Source organism: Algoriphagus taiwanensis (genome assembly GCF_036245645.1).
GTDB lineage: Bacteria > Bacteroidota > Bacteroidia > Cytophagales > Cyclobacteriaceae > Algoriphagus > Algoriphagus taiwanensis.
Genome location: NZ_BTPE01000002.1, coordinates 383,445 through 399,719, shown reverse-complemented (window position 1 = coordinate 399,719; position 16,275 = coordinate 383,445). Strand labels below are relative to the sequence as shown.

Sequence of the window (16,275 nt, the reverse complement as noted above, 5' to 3'; positions counted from 1 at the left end):
CACTAATTTCTGGGCAAAGGCGGACCCAAGCTGATTTTTTTGAAGCCTTTAAAAAGAATAACCGTACCGACAATCCCTGTAGCACCTCCCACGTAAAGTAAAGCCTCCCCTATTTCAGGCTCTGTCCCCAAAAGCTGTCCACCGATGATCGTCACCGTGTACCCCAATGTAGCGACCAAAATCCCGGTTTTCAACTGACGCTGGGACTGATGTAGATTGAGCTGCACCTGATAAAGTTCTTGGTCCATTTTTATCATGGCCTGCTTGAGTGAATCATAGGAAACCTGGTCCAAAGTCTGGGAAAAAATCGGATGCATAAAAAGGAAACCGAGGATACCGATTAAAAAGAGTCGTTTTTTCATGGGCTATTATTGATTAATCCAAGATTTAAACTCATTGACTCGCTCACGAGCTACCACGATCGCATCCTCAGACCTAGCCTTGAGAGAAAGCACCAATCTTCCATTGTGGTAGGGCTTCATTTCTATCAGATTATCCAAGTTGATGATCATGGATCGATTGATCCGATAATATTTTTGGGGGTCAAGCAACTCACTTTCGAGCTCATTGAGAGAGTAATCGACCACAAATTTCTGGGAAGTACCTGTCTCAACCAAGAATGTAACCCCTCCATCTGCAAAGAAGTAGGCTATATCTTCCGCATTGACAAATACTAGCTTACTTCCCAATTTGGTCAAAAAACGCTTCTTGTAGGCTTTTGGAGCATAATGTGATATGAAATTATCAAAAAAGTTGGGAGGCAAAGTCTTTGGTTCGCCTGAAGTCACAAACTTTTCTGCTTTGTCAAAAGCTTTGAGCAAGCGATCCTCTTGAATTGGCTTTAAGACATAATCGATGCAATTATGCTCAAAGGACTGGAGGGCATATTCATCATATGCAGTGATGAAAATAATGGGGATGGTAATTTCTTTATTTTGAAAAGCCGTAAAACTCAATCCATCTGCCAAGTGAATATCACAGAGAATCAAATCAAATTCAAAAGGGCCTTCTAGTAGCTGTTTCAGCTCCGAAACACTTTGTACGGCCTCCTGTATTTTCCAATCTGGCCTTTCTTTCTGGATAATAGATACGATTCTAGCTTGTGCTAAGGGCTCGTCTTCTACTAGCAATATCTTTTTTGTCATCGATTAAGGGCAGTTCAACTTGAAAATGATCCGATTCATCCAGAATTCGGATTTCTTGATTTAGAAACCTATATCTGTCGGATATGTTTTGAAGTCCAATGCCTGTCGAAACCTCAACTGCCTTTTTGGGCTGTTTTTTATTAAAAATTTTAAGAATTCCCTCCTCACAAAACACCCTTACTTCCAGCGGCTCTTTTCTAGTGAAGTAATTGTGTTTCACCACATTCTCTACCAAAAGCTGAAGTACAGCAGGAGGAATCATGGTGTCCAAACACTCTTTTTTAATCTGAATGGAAAATTTTAAAGAATCTTCAAATCGAATACTCAATAGCTCCAGATATTTCTCGAGAAAGGCGATTTCTTCCTGAAGTGAAACGAGTTCACTGCTGCGATTCTTAAGAATGTATCGATAGATCTCGCTTAACTTTTGCAAATATTGATCGGCAAGTTTTACATCCTGGTGGATCAATACTGAGAGAGCGCTCAGATTATTGAAAAAGAAGTGAGGATTAAGTTGAGAATTGACTGATTCATACCGTGCCTCGGAGTTTAGCGTTTTGAGCTTTTCGGACTCCACCGCTTTTTCTTTGAGCTTTTCACTGAAATAATAGATGGCATTTAGGCAATTCAGGAAAAGGTTAATTCTGGAACTGAAGGCAGCCGTCAAAAGGAAATTTTGGAATGAAAAAGCGAAAGGCCCACCTAAAATTAATCCTGATATTTCGGATGAAATTAAAGAAAGTACCAAAACCAAAACCAGTGAGGCTGCGAATTGGATAACTAAGGGGTGAATTTTCTTGAACTTCTCCGAAAATCTATTCTGTACCCATCTGTTAATCAACCACACAGAGAGTGTCAAGGTAAGAATCAAAACAAAAAGTGGGAGAGCGTCCAGTTTGGCTGCGTAAAGTCGATCCCCATCGAGAAAATAAATGTTCAGAAAGGAATAGATTCCTAACAAACTGGCAAAGAAATAACTCAATCGGTGACTAAACATGGCTCTTTCCCTTCTTTTCCTTGAGCACTTTATTTTTTGAAACAAGGGGACAGAAAATCTGCCCCCTTGCTAAAGATTATTGATTTGGATATTCTGTTAGAGCGTTGGTAAAACCACTCCGTCGATGACATGAACCACCCCATTTTCAATAGCCACATCAGCAACTACTACATTGTAGGTGTTTCCAGAAGCATCGGTTACGGTCACATTGTTTCCGGATCTGGTTACAGTCAGGTTTTCACCGGCCAAGGTAGGCACTTGCTGCGCACCTTCTGCCAGGTCAAAGGAGAAGGCCGTGGCAGGTACTATGTGGAAGCCCAACACTTTGGTCACCGCATCTACACCCAAGGTGTTGATCAGTTCTTGCAAGGATCCCAAGTTAAGAGCTTCTAGCAAATCCAAAAATGCCTGATTGGTTGGAGCAAATACGGTCATTGCTTCTTGATCAAGGAGTGTGCCTCCAAGGCCTGCAGCAGTAACAGCGTCGAGCAAGACAGTCAAATTAGCAGCCTGCGCAGCTTCTACGACATTTGGAAGATCCAATTCAGGAAGCAATACACCGTCGATGACATGAACAACACCATTGGAAATAGCTACATCAGCAGCAACTACGTTTACAGTATTGCCCAATGCATCAGTCACAGTTACTCCGGATGCAGAACTTGCCACTGTCAGTTCCTGACCAGCAAGCGTAGTAAATGTGTTAGTCGCTGCCAAATCCGTTGAGAAAGCAACAGCAGGCACAACATGGAAGCCCAAAACAGCTTGAAGATTTTCCATGCCACCAATTCTCGCTACCAATTGATTGAGGTCAGCAGCATTAAATGCCTGAAGGGCAGCTACAAAAGCATCGTTGGTTGGTGCGAAGACAGTGATTGCATCAGCATTCAGTAGAGCTCCTCCCAAATCAGCAGCAGTCACTGCGTCCAACAAGACAGATAGGCCAGCGGCCTGAGCAGCTTCTACAATATTGGGCAGCATCAAATCAGGAAGCATCACTCCATTGATCACATGGACTACCCCATTGGCAATTTCCACATCAGCAGCTACCACTTGAGCAGTTCTACCTAATTGATCGGTGACAGTCACCGTACCGCCAGCGCGTTCCACTGTAATTTCCTGTCCGGAAAGGGTAGTGAAAGTATTTGTCGCTGCTAGGTCAGTGGAGAAAGCTACCGCTGGTACCACGTGGAAGCCAAGAACTTTTTCTAAGTTTTCAACGCCTCCGATTTTTACTACCAATTCGTTCAAGTCACTTGCTCCAAAAACTTGCAATGCAGCTGCAAAGGCCTCATTGGTAGGTGCAAAAACAGTGATCGCAGGAGCAGAAAGGAGGGCATTAGCCAAGCCATCTACTGCAGTGACAGCGGTCAACAAAGTAGTCAAACCAGCTTCGGTAGCAGCCTCTACGAGAGTTGGCTTAGGCAAATCAAGTTCAGGAAGCAAAACGCGGTCAATCACATGGACTACCCCATTTTCGATTTCCACGTCTGCCTGAACAACCTGAGCCACATTTCCGGCAGCATCAGTGACAGTGACAGAACCTGGAGTAGATCTTACGCGAAGGGTTTGTCCTGCTAGTGTGGTAAAGGTATTGTCCTCATTCAAGTTTCTTGAAAAGGCAACAGCAGGAACCACATGGAATCCCAAAACGGTCTGAAGATTTGCAGGACCTCCCAATTTTGCCACCAAGTCATTAAGATCAGTTGCTCCAAATGCAGTCAGAGCATTAGCAAAAGCATCGTTGGTTGGTGCAAAAACAGTAATTGCCTGCTGGTCTTGAAGAGTAGCCTCCAAACCAGGGATGGCACGTACAGCAGTTACCAAAGTGGTAAGACCTGCTTCATTAGCAGCCTCAATCAAGGTAGGATAAGGAATCGGTCCTTGATAGTCTTCGCTACAGGAAAGGATCGTGAAAAAGAAAGATCCTACTAATAGAAATCGCAAGAGTTTTGTCATAGGTAGTTAATTTTTGTTTAGCCTATGAACAAAAAGATTAAACATTTGTCCGCCCCCTTCCTTCGAATTGTATAAAAAAAGGGGTGAACTGATTAATTCACCCCTTGATCTGAAGATTAACTCGCTTAGTCTACCACATGGATTTTAAGCATATTGGTTTTGCCTTTTTGCTTGAGAGGCATACTTGCTGTATTGATGATCAGATCTCCCGATTTCACATGTCCATCCTGCTTCAGCGTATTCTCAATATCCTCAAAGGTGGCATCCGTCGAAATCTGATTGGTATAGTAGTATGCTCTTACTCCCCAAACCAAAGCCATTTGAGTCAGAAGCTTTTCATTTCTGGTGAAAACAAAAATATTGGCAAAGGGTCTGTGAGAAGCGATTTTGAATCCGGTGAAACCTGAGGAGGTAATTCCTACGATCGCCTTGGCTTTCACATTTCGGGAAAGTCTGGCTGCCATCAAAACCAAATTGCTGCTTTGGAATGTAGGATCCTCTTCCGGAATTTTATACAGATTGTGATAGATCTCTGCGTTTTGCTCCAAATAGGTGATAATACTGGTCATGGCTTTTACCGCATTGACCGGGTATTTTCCTGAAGCAGTCTCAGCAGAAAGCATTACCGCATCTGCTCCGTCCAATACCGCGTTGGCCACATCGTTAGTTTCTGCTCGTGTTGGTCTTGGATTTTGGATCATGCTCTCCATCATCTGGGTAGCAATGATGACCGGTTTGCAAGCTTGTTTACACTTTTGGACCATTTTCTTCTGCCATAGGGGTACAATTTCCATAGGCACTTCCACCCCGAGATCACCTCTAGCGACCATGATCGCGTCGGTGGCTTCTATGATGGCGTCGATATTTTCCAAGGCCTCAGGCTTTTCGATCTTTGCAACGATTTTACAGAATTTACCTGCTTTTTGAATTCTCTGTCTCAAATCCAAAATATCGTCTGCTGATCTCACGAAAGACAAGGCAATCCAATCCACATCCTGACTAAGTCCAAATTCCAAATCCTCCAAATCTTTTTCAGTCAAGGAAGGAGCCGAAACTTTGGTGTTGGGAAGATTGATTCCCTTTCTGGACTTGAGAATGCCTCCATGGACCACGGTACAATTCACATTTTTTCCGTCAGTGCTATTTACGAGCACCTCGAGGTTTCCATCATCGATCAAAATTCTATCTCCAGGAACCACGTCCTGAGGAAGATTTTGATAGACTGTAGATACCAAAGAAGAAGTACCGACCACAGGCTCATTGGTGATGGTAATCTGCTCACCGGGTTTGATTTCTACCCCGTTATTTTCGACTTCTCCGACGCGGATTTTAGGACCTTGGAGATCTTGAAGGATCCCAAGATGGCAATTGAGTTCTTTATTGACTCTGCGAATGATCTGAACGACCTCCTGATGGACTTCATGGCTTCCGTGAGAGAAATTGAGTCGAAAAACATTGGCACCGGCAGCAGCCAGGCTTTTGATCATTTCGTAATTATTGGAAGCGGGTCCTATGGTGGCTAGAATCTTTGTCTTTTTGAACGGAAGTGGGCTCATTGCGCTTTTTAATAAGTTAATAGGTTCTCTTTTGATTTAAGTTTGGACACATCAAGTTTGACTACACTTTGGATGAATGGGTTATCGGCAAGCTTTTTCAAATAATCTCCCAAATCAATCAGTCCTGTATCGTCCTGAATCAGCAGGAAATAATCCATATTTCTGAGTTCAGGGATCAAATATGCCAATTGCTGGGAAGAATTGAGTGATTTATTTTTCAAAAGTTGAATAAAACCATGAGGCAAAGAAAGAAAAAACTGAGAAATCTCCAGATTGGGATTGCTGAGGAATTCAATGAGAAGATCCTCCGATCTGACCAGATTGATTTGAAGGGTTCGATTGATCAGCCAGGCTAATTTATAGTCTTTTACAGGAGAGACAATCCCCAGTAAATTGAAGTCAAAAGTGGGTTCTATAAATAATTTGGCCTTCTTCATTCAGAAAAAAAACAGATCAAAGCAAAGTTAGGGATAAAAATCTAGAGCAAAGACCATGCATCAGACCATAAATTAACTTCAATCTTTTCTTTGTCAATTAGGCATTAAATATATTTCTTTGCGGAGTGTTATTAACTAAACTGATCACAAAATGTCTGAAATTGCACAAAAAGTAAAGGCCATCATTGTTGACAAACTTGGCGTAGAAGAGTCTGAAGTGACTATGGAAGCTAGCTTCACCAATGATTTGGGCGCTGATTCTCTGGACACTGTAGAATTGATCATGGAGTTTGAAAAGGAGTTCAACATTTCTATTCCAGATGATCAAGCTGAGCAGATTGGCACAGTAGGCCAGGCTATCACTTACCTTGAGGCTAACGTAAAATAATTCAATCCAGTAAATTCAGCACATGAATTTAAGACGAGTTGTTGTAACGGGTATAGGTGCTCTCACACCAATAGGCAATACCAAAGATGAATTTTGGAAAGGCTTGTCTAGTGGTGTGAGCGGCGCTGCGCCTATCACTCGGTTCGACGCTTCACTTTTCAAGACCCAATTTGCCTGCGAAGTAAAAAACCTCAATGTAGAGGATTTCATCGACAGGAAAGAGGCAAGAAAAATGGATCCCTTCACCCAATATGCCATGATCACGGTTGATGAAGCTATGGCAGATTCGGGTATCGATTTGGAAAGCATTGACAAAAGCCGTGCAGGCGTAATTTGGGGTTCCGGTATCGGAGGACTTCGCACCTTCCAGGAAGAGGTCACCGAGTTTGCCAAAGGAGACGGTACTCCACGATTCAATCCCTTCTTTATTCCCAAAATGATCGCTGACATTGCTGCGGGCTTCATTTCCATCAAGTATGGATTCAGAGGACCCAACTTTGTTACTGTATCAGCCTGTGCCTCTGCTACAAATGCTCTTATTGATGCTTTCAATTACATCCGCCTAGGAAAGGCCGACCTGTTTATCAGTGGAGGCTCCGAAGCAGCTGTAACAGAAGCTGGAATTGGAGGATTCAATGCCATGAAAGCACTATCCCAAAGAAACGAATCTCCAGAAACGGCCTCTCGTCCATTTGACAAGGATCGTGATGGATTTGTCCTTGGAGAAGGCGCTGGAGCATTGATCTTGGAAGAACTGGAGCATGCCAAAGCAAGAGGAGCCAAAATCTATGCGGAGCTGGTAGGTGGTGGAATGACTGCCGATGCCAACCATATCACTGCCCCTCACCCAGAAGGTCTGGGTGCCAGCAGTGTAATGGAAATCGCTCTGGAAGATGCTGGGTTAAAGCCTGAGCAGATTGATTACATCAACGTTCATGGCACATCTACTCCGCTCGGGGATGTAAGTGAAACCAAGGCTATTCAGAAGGTATTTGGAGAGCATGCTTACAAGCTCAACATCAGCAGTACCAAATCCATGACCGGACACCTACTCGGTGCGGCAGGTGCTATTGAAGCCATTGCCTCAATTTTGGCTATTCAAAATAGCCTAGTCCCTCCTACCATCAATCACTTCACGGATGATGAAGTTTTTGATCCAGGATTAAACTTGACTTTCAACAAAGCTCAGAAAAGAGATATCAATTTTGCCTTGAGCAATACCTTTGGATTCGGAGGTCACAACTGTTCCGTCATTTTCAAAAAATATAACTGAGCAGAGTGAAACTCTTTCAGAGACTCGGATTTCATACTCTTTTCTTCAATACCAAAGACAAAAGGCTTGCCTCCTCGATCAAAATGATCACTGGACGCAAGCCTTTGAATTTATCCCTTTTTCGACTAGCACTTACTCCAGCCGGACTCAATGAAGAAAGCTACAAGGGCCTCAAAATTTCCAATGAACGATTGGAATTCCTCGGAGATGCAGTCTTGGGCGCAGTCATTGCAGAGTATCTATTCAAAAAATATCCTTTCCGGGATGAGGGCTTTTTGACCGAAACCCGCTCCAAGCTGGTAAATAGAGAAACCCTCAATTCAATAGGCATCAAAATCGGCCTTAAAAACGCCCTACATCTGGTGATCGACAGTCGGCAGTTTACCGGAAATAAATCCCTTTATGGTGACATACTCGAAGCTTTTCTTGGGGCTGTTTATTTGGACAGGGGTTATCGGTTTACCAAAAAGTTGATCCTTACCCGTATTCTTATTCACATGGATTTGGATGAAATGGTCAGCACCATTTACAATTACAAAAGTAAAATCATTGAGTGGTCTCAGAAAGAGAACAAACAGGTAGATTTTGTGGTAATTCAAGTAAATGGCAACCAACAATTCAAAGAGTTTGTTGTAGAGCTTAGAGTAGAAAACAGTCAGGTGTTCCAAGGCAAAGGCGCTACAAAAAAGAAAGCCGAACAAGACGCCTCACGAATAGCCTGCGAACAACTCGATCTGCTAAATCCCTAACTTCCGATTTTTCAAAACCGAATGAATCCCTTAAGAATCGCCTGTGCTACGGTCAACCAAACCCCATTGGATTGGGAAGGCAACCTCAATCGTATCCTGAAAGCAATAGCAGCTGCCAAAGAACAGCGTGCAGATTTGGTATGTTTTCCGGAATTGGCCATTACGGGATACGGCTCAGAGGACCTCTTTTTAAGTTACTGGTACCCCCAGAAGGCACTTTCACAATTGGCGAAGTTGATTCCGTACTGTCAGGGAATTACCGTGGCTGTTGGCCTACCGGTGAGAATGGCTGACAAAGTCTATAATACCGTCGCTGTAATTGAAAATGGGATTTTAAAAGGTTTTGTCGCCAAGCAGTTCATGGCGATTGACGGGGTGCATTACGAGTTTCGATGGTTTACCCCTTGGCAAGCTCACGAAGTCATTCAATTGGAGTGGCAGGGAGAAAAAATCCCATTCGGTGATCTTACTTTCCATCTTCAGGGAATTCACTATGGCTTTGAAATCTGCGAAGATGCATGGAGAGGTCCAGTGCGACCGGGATATCGGCTGAGGGACCGAAAAGTTGATTTAATTTTCAATCCAAGCGCTTCACATTTTGCAATGAAGAAAACCTTGGAGCGAAAAGAATTAATTGAATTTAGCTCGAAGACTTTTGACTGCTATTATGCTTATGTCAATTTATTGGGCAATGAATCCGGCAGGATGATTTTTGATGGGGAAATCCTTTTGGCAAAAGATGGGAATATCCTTGGCAGAAATCAGCTGCTTTCTTTTCAGGACTTTCAGGTCCTGATATTCACCCTAGAAAATAAAGAACAAAATCCAGCCCCTATTCAAGCTAAGGAATGGGAATTTGTCCAAGCATCTTCTTTGGGCCTTTTTGATTACCTGAGAAAAAGCAAGAGCAAGGGGTTTGTGTTATCTCTTTCAGGCGGAGCCGATTCCTCCACCATTGCCGTGCTTGTCGCTGAAATGGTGAGTAGAGGAGTGGATGAATTGGGTCTGGAGAAGTTTTTGGAAAAAATCGGCTTGGTACACTCCTTTCAAACTGAAGATCCTAAAAAAGAACTGGTTGGACTCTTACTGACTACAGCCTATCAAGGGACTAGGAATTCATCAGAAGACACCTTCAATTCTGCCAAAACACTGGCTGAAAGCCTGGGTGCAAAATTTTATTCCTGGACTATAGACGAAGAAGTCAGCTCCTACACTGAAAAAATCGAGAAGGCCATTGGCAGAAAACTGACTTGGGAAAAGGACGACATCACTTTGCAAAATATCCAAGCTCGTACGCGCTCTCCAATCATCTGGATGTTGGCCAATCTCAACCAAGCCCTACTTCTCTCCACCTCCAACAGAAGTGAAGGGGATGTAGGATATACTACGATGGACGGGGATACCAGTGGAAGTATTTCCCCCATAGCTGCAGTGGACAAGCATTTCATCATCCACTGGCTCAAGTGGGCTGAAAAAGAATTGGACAGACCTGGACTTGCTGCTGTGAATAGCTTAACCCCGACCGCAGAGTTACGACCTCTCGAGAATACCCAAACGGATGAAACAGACTTGATGCCCTATTCCCTGCTGGTAGAAATTGAGCGATTGGCCATCCGTGACCGTAGATCTCCTATGGATACCTTTGAGCTACTCAAAACTGAAACTGACCTAGATCCTGAACAATTGAAGGGGTACATTAAAAAATTCTTCCGACTTTGGTCCCGTAATCAATGGAAAAGAGAGAGATTGGCTCCGTCTTTTCATTTGGACGAGTTCAATGTCGATCCCAAAACTTGGTATAGATTCCCAATTTTATCCGGTGGGTTTGAGGAAGAACTCCGGCAATTAGACCAACTTTAATAAAAATCTTATGCTTTCATTTATTCTTAGCTACATCGTATGGGACCCCAATCCGGCCGTTTTTTCAGGATTTGAAAGGCTCAGATGGTATAGTTTACTCTTTGCCTTGGGATTTATAATCTCCCAGCAAATCATGGTTTACTTTTTCAAAAAAGAAGGACAGGATGAAAGATTAGTGGACAAATTGACCATTTACATGGTTTTGGCTACCATCATAGGAGCTCGGTTGGGTCATGTACTCTTCTACGAACCGGACAAATATCTCAGCAATCCCCTTTCCATCTTGAAAGTGTGGGAAGGTGGACTTGCCTCCCATGGAGCTGCTGTGGCCATTTTATTTGCCCTTTGGCTTTATGCCAAGCGTACACCAGGTCAAAGCTACCTGTGGGTAGTAGACCGAATAGTTATTGTGACTGCCATGACCGGTGCTTTGATTCGGGTAGGAAACTTGATGAACTCTGAGATCGTGGGAAAAGACTCGGGAAGTGATTCTGGATTTGTTTTCGCAAGAGATACAGAAGAAATTCTTCAAAACCTGAAAGTACCCATTGAATCCATTGACGCCTACAAACCTGCTGACCGAGATTCGGAGCTGACCGGAAATGGTATCGTACCTGTGAATTTTGATTTGGTCATTTCCAAAGGGAATTTCTCCCAAGAAGAGCTCAGTCAGATTCTGGAGCAAGACATCAAGTATGCACTTACCCGCTTCAATTCCTCTCAGGAGTTTTTGGCGGAGCCTGCAGAAACTCCTCTGGATTATGAGATCAAAGAACAACCCGGAAATTATCTGGTGACCGTCCGTACCTTCGGAAAGGCAAAATATCCAACCCAGATCTATGAGGCAGCATCCTATTTCCTTATTTTCCTCGTACTTCTGGCGTTGTGGATCAAGTTCAAATCCAATCTCCCTGATGGACTCTTGTTAGGTCTATTCCTGATTTCAGTATTTGGAATGCGCTTTATCTGGGAGTTTTACAAAGAAGTCCAAGTCGATTTCGAGAGCGGAATGCAGTTCAATATGGGACAAATCCTAAGTGTTCCTCTCGTTCTTTTGGGCATTTTTCTGATTTTCAGAGCATTGAAAACAGGATTTAAAACCGAAAAAATCTAGGGAACCGGATCGTGACCATGCCCTCCCCAAGGATGGCATCGTCCGATTCTTTTGAACCCCAACCAACCACCTTTGATGGGGCCATGCTTCAGGATCGCCTCTTTCATGTATTGGCTGCAGGTAGGTGTATAGCGGCAAGAGGCAGGAAAAAGCGGAGAAATGACATACTGATACACCAGCACTGGAAATATCGCTATCTTTCTGATGTAGGTTTTGATCATCTTCTCGCTGGCCTTTTATCGTATAAAGGGAAAACCAAAATTAAAGAAAGAGAATTCCATTGTCGGCTTTTGTAAAATATTTATTCATTCTGTTGTTTTTGTTGGGTATCGGGACCGGAACTCCGGTCTTGGCACAGGATACCTCTTACGCACCGGTCAACCCAGGAGCACCGGAGCGAGTGAAGGTGAATAATATTTTTATCATAGGAAATCAGAAAACCCAAAAAAGTGTCATCCTGAGGGAGCTTGATTTTACTACAGATTACTATTACGATTGGGAGACTTTTGTTGGTATCATCCAAGCGGATCAGCAGAAAATCTATAACCTCAGACTTTTTACGGAAGTAGAAATCACTCCCCTGTTTACGGGAGAAGAGGAAGTAGAAATCCTCATTTCGGTCAAGGAGCGATGGTATATTCTACCCTCCATTATCTTCCAACTCGCAGATCGAAACTTTGCTGAATGGTGGACCAACCAAGGCAGAGATTGGTCAAGGGTAAACTACGGCCTCAGAGTCAGCCATTCCAACGTGGGTGGAAGAAATGAAAAACTTCGATTTTCCGGACAGTTGGGATTTACCAAGGCCTTGGATATGCTTTATTCCAAACCTTATATAGACAAAAAGCAGAAACACGGACTTGCATTTCAGCTGACCTACGCCGACCAGAAAACCATTCCCATCAAATCGGAATTTAATCGACAGGTCTTCTACACCAACGAAATGGAGGAGGTGTTGAGGAAAAACTTCTCCACTGCCTTGAGATACACCTATCGAAGAACCTTCTATAATTTCCATTTTGTCACCCTGGGATACAACTACACCTGGATCAATCCTGATGTCTTAAACGAAAACCCGAATTACTTCCAACACGGTGAAAACAACCTTCGCTATGCCTATTTCCAATATTCGTTTAGGCACGATAAGCGGGATAATGTCGCTTATGCCACAGATGGGGAATTATTACAGATTTCGGCAACCAAATACGGGATATTCAACACCGAGGACATTGATGAAATAGAAATCAATATCAATGCGAACATTTATAAACCTCTTACCGAGCGGATTCATTTTGCAGCTGGGCTCACCGGAGTTTGGTTCCTTAGTGACCAACAACCCTACACTTTGGTCAGGGGGATTGGGTATAACCCAAATTTTATTCGGGGATATGAGCTGAATGTAATCGAGGGACAGCAACTGTATGTCCAAAAGAACAGTGTGCGATACAAGTTTTTGGATTTTGCAATTGATATCTCCAGGTATCTTCCCGGAGACCAGTTCAACACACTTCCTTTCAAAATGTACCTCAGCGGAAACTTTGACCACGGCTATGTCACAGACCGAAATGAAATCCCTGAAAATGCACGCTTGACCAATCAATACCTTTTTGGCTATGGAGCAGGAATTGACATTGTAGGCTTTTACGATGCAGTACTTCGCCTGGAATACTCAGTCAACAATCAGGGAGAAGGCAACATCTTTTTCAATTTCAGAGCTCCCTTCTAATTTAATCCTTCGATCCACTTAGCATCAGGAAATTACTTTCCTGTTTCCTTAAACTTTTTCTCCTATCAAAGAACACTTTCATTTACTTAATTAGTAAATTGAATCTATACTTTTATTCCTACCATGAGGCAAATTATACTTTTATGCTTCCTGGGTCTTTTTACACATTTAGCTTTTTGTCAAACAGACCCACTTACCCAATCCTATGGTGCGAGAAGCCAAGGAATGGGTCAGCTTCGTTTGTTTACCAGAGATGCCTGGACCTTTTTCAATAATGTAGGAAATCTGGACCGGCTGGAAGAAAGTGAATTGGTGGCAGGATATGATTCCAGGTTTGGATTGAAAGAGCTGAGCACTTACAGCCTTGCCGGAGGAATTAAAAGCAAGGTGGGGACTTTTGGCTTGGGAGTCAGCAGTTTTGGGGATCAATTCTTCAATCAGCAAATTCTGGGAATTGGATTTTCCAATACCCTGGGCATTGTCTCCCTTGGGGTCAAGTTGGATTGGTTTCAAACTCAGATAGAAGGGTTTGGTAGTGCCCATTCGTTTCTGATTTCTTTGGGAGGAGTGGCAGAACTAGGCCCCAAGACATTTTTGGGAGCTCATTTTTCCAATCTCAATCAAGCAAAATTCAGCAGAAACTCTGAGCAGCTTCTACCCACTTTGATCCAAATGGGAATTTCTTATTTGGCATCTGATCAGCTTTCCCTTTCTGCAGAAATAGAAAAAGAAGTGGAAACCAAGCCTATTTTCAGGACTGGATTGGAGTACAAGCTTCAAGATTGGATTTTTCTCAGGGCTGGTGTGGGAAGCAATCCTTCACGGATCAATTTTGGGTTGGGTTTGAGAAGGGACCGATTTGGATTTGATTATGCATTTGGAGAAAACACCGCCTTGGGAGTCTCTCATCACTTGAGTTTGGGATATAAACTGGGAAAATGATGAGAATCTTACTTTGCTTGGTTTTTCTTTTTCTCCCCGGAATCTGCCTAGCTCAGCAAAAAGACAACCCGCCAGTTGATTTGGAAAGCTTCATCGAGCGGCTTTTCCCTGTTCAGGATGAGGATATTGACTACGAAGCAATCTATGAAGCACTTTTTCAACTATACCAAAACCCCATCAATCTCAATCAAGCCAATTCAGAAGTCCTTCAAGCCAGCTATCTTCTTTCTCCCCTGCAAGTGGGAAGTTTTCTGGCTTATCGGGAAAAATTCGGACCATTAATCTCCATTTATGAACTTCAGGCCATTCCTGAGTTTGATCTTGCTCTGATCGAGGCATTGGTTCCTTTTGTGACTTTGGGAGAGATAAACAGAAAGCCTGTTCCTTTTTGGCAAAGATTAAAGCAGGAAGAAAACGCTTACCTACTTTTCAGGCACAGGAGAACATGGGAAAGGCGGCGCGGCTTCACCCCGGCAGATACGCTTTCCAATGGAAGGATGAGCACAAGATATTTGGGAGATCCTAATGAACTTTATCTCCGATTCAGAATCCAACACCCCAGGGATTTCAGTTTGGGCGTCACCTTGGAAAAAGACGCCGGGGAGCAGTTTACTTGGGATGGAAAGACCGCACGATATGGATTCAACTTCTTCTCCTTCCATTTTACGCGGTATCAGGTAGGCAAATGGAGGACCATTGCTTTGGGAGATTTTCAAGCCAGTTTTGGGCAGGGTTTGGTTTTTGGAGCCGGGTATACTTTGGGAAAAGGGGCTGAAACCGTCCCTACTGTAAGAAGAAGCAGCATTGGTATTTTACCTTATACCGCAGCTTTGGAGTTTGGATTTTTCAGAGGCTTGGGATTGACCCGACAATGGAAAAACTGGACAGTGACCGCCATTGCTTCCCATGCACCAAGAGATGGAAGAATTGCATCCGCTCTCGACACTTTGGAAAATGTCGTGGAAACCATAAGCTCCCTTTCCCAAACCGGACTACACCGAACACTGAGTGAAATCAGTACCAAAAATCAAATTCGGGAATCCAACATCGGTGGTAATATCCAATACGCCCACTCTTCAGGCCGATGGCAAGTAGGCGCCAATGCCTTGGCCTCAAGGTTTGACAGACCTTGGGTCAGAAGTGAACGGGTGTATAATACCAGGGAATTTTCAGGAAATTCCAACGGAGTGGCCAGCGTTTATTTCAATTACAATTGGAAAAACTTTTTCCTTTTTGGTGAATCGGCTATTTCGCAAAGCAGAGGCACCGGTACTGTTTTGGGACTGGTCAGTAGCTTGTCCAAAGAGATCGACTTCTCCCTTTTATGGAGAAAATACGACCCCAATTTCCACAGCTTTTACTCCTCGGGCTTTGCTGAAAGCACTAGACCAATCAACGAACAGGGGCTATACATGGGAATTCAGATCCGTCCTTCGAAAATCTGGAAAATCAATGCTTATTATGATTATTTCAAATTCCCCTGGCTGAGGTATCGGGTGTATGCCCCGTCTAAAGGCTATGAATGGCTGGCACGGATCAGCTATCAACCCAAAAGAAATCTGCTGGCATTCATTCAAATCCGTCAGGAACAAAAAGACAGAAATCTGAACCATTCGGGAGATCCCCAATTGCCCTATATAGTCGAGCCAGTACTCAAGCAAAACGGAATGCTGAGCTTGGAAACCCACCTGAGTACCAATTTATTTATCCGTTCAAGGGTACTTTGGAGCCAAGTGACGATTCAAGGGGTAAAAACCCAAGGATTTATGGCGCTGCAGGATATCCAGTATGGAAGAAGAGCGTGGAGACTCACCGGCAGATGGGCCATTTTTGATGCCGAAACTTACGATAACAGACTGTATGCCTTCGAAAACAATGTGCTTTGGACCTTTTCCATTCCTGCCTTTTCAGGAAGAGGAATTCGCTATTATATCCTGGGGCAATATCAAATCAATCCCAAACTCACAGCCTATTTGAGAATCTCACAAACCCGCTATTCGGACCGGGATATGATCAGTTCCGGGTTGCAAACCATAGATGGTCCCAGACAAACCGACTCTTCCTTGATGATTCGTTACTTTTTGAAGTGATTTTTCCATTGATGGTAAAAAAAGTAGGCGGGTATTTGA

At 43.4% G+C, this 16,275-nt stretch carries 15 protein-coding genes; 8 read left to right on the top strand and 7 right to left on the bottom strand.

Annotation, left to right across the window (positions count from 1 at the left end; genetic code table 11):
- Positions 1 to 2: 2 nt before the first annotated feature.
- The 6 genes from AAA938_RS03960 to AAA938_RS03935 form a co-directional block, all read right to left on the bottom strand.
- On the bottom strand, positions 3 to 362 hold the full coding sequence (locus tag AAA938_RS03960) for a hypothetical protein (RefSeq protein ID WP_338227343.1): 360 nt from the start codon (positions 360 to 362) through the stop codon (positions 3 to 5).
- Between the two features lie 6 nt (positions 363 to 368).
- Positions 369 to 1,145, bottom strand: a complete 777-nt coding sequence (locus AAA938_RS03955) for a LytR/AlgR family response regulator transcription factor (RefSeq protein ID WP_338227342.1) — start codon at positions 1,143 to 1,145, stop codon at positions 369 to 371.
- The gene (locus AAA938_RS03950) at positions 1,096 to 2,142 is read right to left on the bottom strand and encodes a sensor histidine kinase (RefSeq protein WP_338227341.1); all 1,047 of its coding nucleotides are present in this window, start codon (positions 2,140 to 2,142) and stop codon (positions 1,096 to 1,098) included. Before AAA938_RS03950 ends, AAA938_RS03955 begins: the two co-directional genes overlap by 50 nt.
- Before the next feature lie 96 nt (positions 2,143 to 2,238).
- On the bottom strand, positions 2,239 to 4,101 hold the full coding sequence (locus AAA938_RS03945; RefSeq protein ID WP_338227340.1) for a fasciclin domain-containing protein: 1,863 nt from the start codon (positions 4,099 to 4,101) through the stop codon (positions 2,239 to 2,241).
- A 125-nt stretch (positions 4,102 to 4,226) separates the two neighbouring features.
- Complete coding sequence (gene pyk / locus AAA938_RS03940; RefSeq protein ID WP_338227339.1) at positions 4,227 to 5,657, bottom strand: pyruvate kinase; 1,431 nt, start codon at positions 5,655 to 5,657, stop codon at positions 4,227 to 4,229.
- 8 nt (positions 5,658 to 5,665) lie between these two features.
- Complete coding sequence (locus AAA938_RS03935; RefSeq protein WP_338227338.1) at positions 5,666 to 6,094, bottom strand: IPExxxVDY family protein; 429 nt, start codon at positions 6,092 to 6,094, stop codon at positions 5,666 to 5,668.
- A 151-nt stretch (positions 6,095 to 6,245) separates the two neighbouring features.
- Between AAA938_RS03935 and AAA938_RS03930 the strand changes: the two genes are divergently transcribed.
- From AAA938_RS03930 to AAA938_RS03910, 5 genes are read left to right on the top strand one after another with little or no spacing between them, the layout of a single operon-like run.
- Positions 6,246 to 6,482 carry an acyl carrier protein gene (locus AAA938_RS03930; RefSeq protein WP_026950184.1) on the top strand — a complete coding sequence of 79 codons (237 nt, stop codon included), beginning with the start codon at positions 6,246 to 6,248 and terminating at the stop codon, positions 6,480 to 6,482.
- Positions 6,483 to 6,504: 22 nt separating this feature from the next.
- On the top strand, positions 6,505 to 7,755 hold the full coding sequence (gene fabF / locus AAA938_RS03925) for a beta-ketoacyl-ACP synthase II (protein WP_338227337.1): 1,251 nt from the start codon (positions 6,505 to 6,507) through the stop codon (positions 7,753 to 7,755).
- Positions 7,756 to 7,760: 5 nt separating this feature from the next.
- Complete coding sequence (gene rnc / locus AAA938_RS03920) at positions 7,761 to 8,504, top strand: ribonuclease III (protein WP_338227336.1); 744 nt, start codon at positions 7,761 to 7,763, stop codon at positions 8,502 to 8,504.
- A 21-nt stretch (positions 8,505 to 8,525) separates the two neighbouring features.
- Entirely contained in the window at positions 8,526 to 10,364 is a 1,839-nt protein-coding gene (nadE, locus tag AAA938_RS03915; protein ID WP_338227335.1) for an NAD(+) synthase, read from the top strand.
- Positions 10,365 to 10,374: 10 nt separating this feature from the next.
- A complete protein-coding gene (locus AAA938_RS03910) occupies positions 10,375 to 11,478 on the top strand; it encodes a prolipoprotein diacylglyceryl transferase (protein ID WP_338227334.1) in 1,104 nt (367 codons plus the stop codon).
- Here AAA938_RS03910 and yidD read toward each other — a convergent pair.
- A complete protein-coding gene (gene yidD, locus AAA938_RS03905; protein ID WP_338227333.1) occupies positions 11,475 to 11,699 on the bottom strand; it encodes a membrane protein insertion efficiency factor YidD in 225 nt (74 codons plus the stop codon). The two genes, AAA938_RS03910 and yidD, sit on opposite strands and share 4 nt — an antisense overlap.
- Positions 11,700 to 11,758: 59 nt before the next feature.
- On the opposite strand from yidD, the gene AAA938_RS03900 reads away from it, so the two are divergent.
- The 3 genes from AAA938_RS03900 (at position 11,759) to AAA938_RS03890 (ending at position 16,236) form a co-directional block, all read left to right on the top strand.
- Complete coding sequence (locus tag AAA938_RS03900) at positions 11,759 to 13,204, top strand: BamA/TamA family outer membrane protein (RefSeq protein WP_338227332.1); 1,446 nt, start codon at positions 11,759 to 11,761, stop codon at positions 13,202 to 13,204.
- A gap of 123 nt (positions 13,205 to 13,327) precedes the next feature.
- Positions 13,328 to 14,146, top strand: coding sequence for a PorV/PorQ family protein (locus AAA938_RS03895; protein WP_338227331.1), 819 nt, complete (start codon positions 13,328 to 13,330; stop codon positions 14,144 to 14,146).
- Complete coding sequence (locus AAA938_RS03890; RefSeq protein ID WP_338227330.1) at positions 14,143 to 16,236, top strand: ComEA family DNA-binding protein; 2,094 nt, start codon at positions 14,143 to 14,145, stop codon at positions 16,234 to 16,236. The genes AAA938_RS03895 and AAA938_RS03890 overlap by 4 nt, the downstream gene beginning before the upstream one ends.
- The last annotated feature ends 39 nt before the right edge of the window (positions 16,237 to 16,275 follow it).

Coding starts and splice junctions, on each gene's coding strand:
- pyk (WP_338227339.1), bottom strand. CDS start 5,657: ATGAGCCCACTTCCGTTCAAAAAGACAAAGATTCTAGCCACCATAGGA.
- AAA938_RS03955 (WP_338227342.1), bottom strand. CDS start 1,145: ATGACAAAAAAGATATTGCTAGTAGAAGACGAGCCCTTAGCACAAGCT.
- nadE (WP_338227335.1), top strand. CDS start 8,526: ATGAATCCCTTAAGAATCGCCTGTGCTACGGTCAACCAAACCCCATTG.
- AAA938_RS03910 (WP_338227334.1), top strand. CDS start 10,375: ATGCTTTCATTTATTCTTAGCTACATCGTATGGGACCCCAATCCGGCC.
- AAA938_RS03960 (WP_338227343.1), bottom strand. CDS start 362: ATGAAAAAACGACTCTTTTTAATCGGTATCCTCGGTTTCCTTTTTATG.
- AAA938_RS03945 (WP_338227340.1), bottom strand. CDS start 4,101: ATGACAAAACTCTTGCGATTTCTATTAGTAGGATCTTTCTTTTTCACG.
- AAA938_RS03950 (WP_338227341.1), bottom strand. CDS start 2,142: ATGTTTAGTCACCGATTGAGTTATTTCTTTGCCAGTTTGTTAGGAATC.
- AAA938_RS03930 (WP_026950184.1), top strand. CDS start 6,246: ATGTCTGAAATTGCACAAAAAGTAAAGGCCATCATTGTTGACAAACTT.
- AAA938_RS03935 (WP_338227338.1), bottom strand. CDS start 6,094: ATGAAGAAGGCCAAATTATTTATAGAACCCACTTTTGACTTCAATTTA.
- fabF (WP_338227337.1), top strand. CDS start 6,505: ATGAATTTAAGACGAGTTGTTGTAACGGGTATAGGTGCTCTCACACCA.
- AAA938_RS03895 (WP_338227331.1), top strand. CDS start 13,328: ATGAGGCAAATTATACTTTTATGCTTCCTGGGTCTTTTTACACATTTA.
- yidD (WP_338227333.1), bottom strand. CDS start 11,699: ATGATCAAAACCTACATCAGAAAGATAGCGATATTTCCAGTGCTGGTG.
- AAA938_RS03890 (WP_338227330.1), top strand. CDS start 14,143: ATGATGAGAATCTTACTTTGCTTGGTTTTTCTTTTTCTCCCCGGAATC.